The organism is Streptomyces sp. NPDC126497 (genome assembly GCF_040302425.1).
In the GTDB taxonomy this organism is placed as follows: Bacteria; Actinomycetota; Actinomycetes; order Streptomycetales; family Streptomycetaceae; genus Streptomyces.
The window spans coordinates 1-2,885 of sequence record NZ_JBEORT010000208.1 but is presented as its reverse complement, the minus strand read 5'-3'; the positions used below and the strand labels follow the sequence as shown (position 1 = coordinate 2,885).

Below are 2,885 nucleotides of genomic sequence, written 5' to 3'. Positions count from 1 at the left end.
GGACGCGTCGTCGGCGCCCGTCCGCCGCGCACCGGCGCCGGCGCCCCGCGGCGGCTGCCGGCGCCCGGGAGGGGAACGGTCCCGCGCGCCGGGGTCGACCGCAACCGCCGGCGCACCCCCTGGACCAGGGTCGGCGCCGTGAACGTCGCGCCGTGCACGAAGCGCATGGCCGGGCCGAAACCGGACGCGGTCACCAGGCCCGCCAGGAACAGCCCGGGGCGCGAGGACTCGAAACCGTGGCCGAGCGCCGGGCTGCCGTCGGGCAGCACCGCCAGCGACCCGCGCAGCTCCGCGGAGAGCAGACCGAGCCGGTCACGGTGCGCCTTGAACCCGGTGGCGGCGATGACGTGCTCGGTCTCCAGGGAACGCCGGGAACCGTCCCGGCCGGCCAGGTCGAGGCGCAGCCCGCCCGGCACCGCGGCGGCCGCGGTGACCTCCCGGCCCGGCAGCAGGTCCACCGCACGCTCCACCCGGTCCCGCACCCACCACGCGCCCGCGGGACCCAGCGCCGTGGCCGCGATCCGCGACCGGGTCGCCTGCGGCAGCCACCGGTACAGGCCGGGGCGCTCGGCGTAGAACCAGTTCCGCCAGCCGGGACCCAGACCGCTGTGCGGCGAGCGGACCGACTGCCACCACGGACGCTCCCAGGGAGGCGGCACGTCGTTCCAGCGCAGCCGCTCCGCCCGCGCCACCACCCGCACCCGGGTGCCCTGCTCGGCGAGGAGCGCCGCCGTCTCCAGGGCCGCCTGACCGCCGCCGATCACCGTGACGTCCTTGCCCTGGAAGTGGCCCAGGTCGCTGTGGTGGCTGCTGTGCGTCACCAGCGTGGGGTGCAGTCCGCGCAGGGCCGCCGGCACCTCGACGAACGGCATCACCCCGACCGCCAGCGCCACCGTCCGCGCGTGCAGCGCCTGCCCGTCCTCGGTGAGGGCCGTGAAACCCTCGGGGCCGGACGTCACCCGGGTGACGGTGCGCTCGTCCACCTCCGGCACGGCGTTGCGGGCGAACCACAGACCGTACGAGGCGAACGCCTCCACCGGGATCGGATGCGCGTGACGCGCCGTCAGCCCCTGCTCGGCGCAGTACGCGTCCAGCCGCCAGCGCCCGCCCGGATCGGAGAGGTTGGACGCCCACGGTTCCGACTTCAGGAACATGCCGCCGGGCATGTGGTCCCGCCAGGACGCCATGGGCCGGCCGAACACCCGCAGGTCCAGTCCGGCGGCCGCGGCGTGGGAGGCGATCGACAGACCGTACGGACCCGCGCCCACCACCAGGAGGTCGTACATCATCAGCTGCTCGCTTTCTCGTCGTCGGACGGGGAGTTCGAAGAGGCCGGGGAGGCCGGGGAGGGGGCGGCCGCCCGGGGCGCCGGGCGCGGCGCCGGTACGGGGACCCGTACGCCCAGCCGCTGCCGCAGCCGGCCGGAGACATGGCGGGCCCACAGGGCCCACATCGCCCATCCGGGGCCGCGGTCGTCGCCGGCGTACCAGGCCAGTTCGCGTCCGCCGGGCGCCGTGCGCAGCGCGGCGAACGGCGCGTAGTTCTCCACCACGAACGACCGCCCGGCCACCGGATCCCCCTCCGGCAGCGGACGGCCGGTCAGATCCAGGTGCAGGGCGCGGACGACGTCCAGTCCCGCGCTGTCCGCGAACAGCCGGAACTGGGCGCCGGGGCGCGGGTTGAAGTCGAGGAGGTGGTAGCGGCCGGTCGTGCCGCAGCGGCGGAAGTCGAGGTCGAGGACGCCGCGGTAGCCGAGTGCGGCGGTGAGCCGTTCGGCGAGCGCCCGCACCTCGGGGTTGGGCGTCCAGCGGCCCACCGCGGTCAGTCCCGCGCCGCGCGGCCAGGACAGCTGCTTGCGGCCCGGGCCGCCGGCGCGCAGGGCGCCCGTGCGGTCGGCGTAGCCGTGGAAGAACCAGTCCCGGTCCTCGCCCGGCGGCAGGTACTCCTGGAGCAGCAGCGGGCTGCCCGCCTCCGCGGTGCGCGCGTGCAGCTCCCGGGCCTGCCGCGCGGAGTGCACCAGCTGGGTGCTGCGCAGTCCGCAGCCGGCCGGCAGCAGCCAGGGCCGGCTCCACTTCGCGACCAGCGGCAGCCCGAGCCGGCGGGCGTCGTCGGCGGCCCGCCGGGGGCTGTCCGGGACGAGCGTGCGCGGGTGCGGGACGTCCGCCGAGGCGCACACGGCGGCCAGTTCCGCCTTGTCGGCGACGCGTTCGGGCAGCGCGGCCGGCGCCCCGGGCAGCAGGTAGGAGGGCGCGAGGTCGCCTTGCAGCCGGCCCGCCGCGATCGCGGTCGCGTCGTCCAGCGGGACCAGCACGGCCGGGCGCCCCACCTCACCGGCCACCCGGCGCAGCACGGCGAGGATCCGCTCCGCGGACGCCCCCGGCGGCGGCGGGGCGTGCATGCGGTGGACATAGCGCGAACGACGGACGGGACTTCCCGTGGAATCGGCGACGAGGTGCACCTCCACCCCCGCCCTGCCGAGCGACCGCACGGCCCCCAGCGTTCCGTGGTGAAAGGGATTCGGATCGGTCCGCAGCAGCACGGCGGGGACACGGGTGTCGAGCAGCGACACGCATTCTCACTTTCCTCTGGTGCGGGCTCACCCGCACGGGCGATCCCGGCACTCGAAAGCCTCAGTGGCATTGGCGCCGTCGTGTCTCCTGTGCCTGAATTCATATGACTGTTCGTCAAAGGTGGGTAATTCGGGCAGAAGACGGACGTGAATGAGAAGAGGAGCAGCCAATGGCCCCACAGCACAGGCGGGTCCGGTCCCGCGGAACGGCCGTGGGCGCGGCGGTGGCGGTCGTCGTGTCCGCCGCCCTGGCGGCCGGCCCCGAGGCGGGGACGGCGCCGGCCGACGACTCCCGTCCGGCGGTACCGGCCCCGGG

General features: G+C 76.1%; 2 protein-coding genes. Both read right to left on the bottom strand.

Annotated elements, in window-relative coordinates; translation table 11 throughout:
* A partial coding sequence (locus tag ABTY20_RS35055) for an NAD(P)-binding domain-containing protein (protein ID WP_352001183.1) occupies positions 1-1,286 on the bottom strand: 1,286 nt, incomplete at its 3' end.
* 2 nt (positions 1,287-1,288) lie between these two features.
* Positions 1,289-2,569 carry a carboxylate--amine ligase gene (locus ABTY20_RS35050; protein WP_352001182.1) on the bottom strand — a complete coding sequence of 427 codons (1,281 nt, stop codon included), beginning with the start codon at positions 2,567-2,569 and terminating at the stop codon, positions 1,289-1,291.
* Between the last annotated feature and the right edge of the window lie 316 nt (positions 2,570-2,885).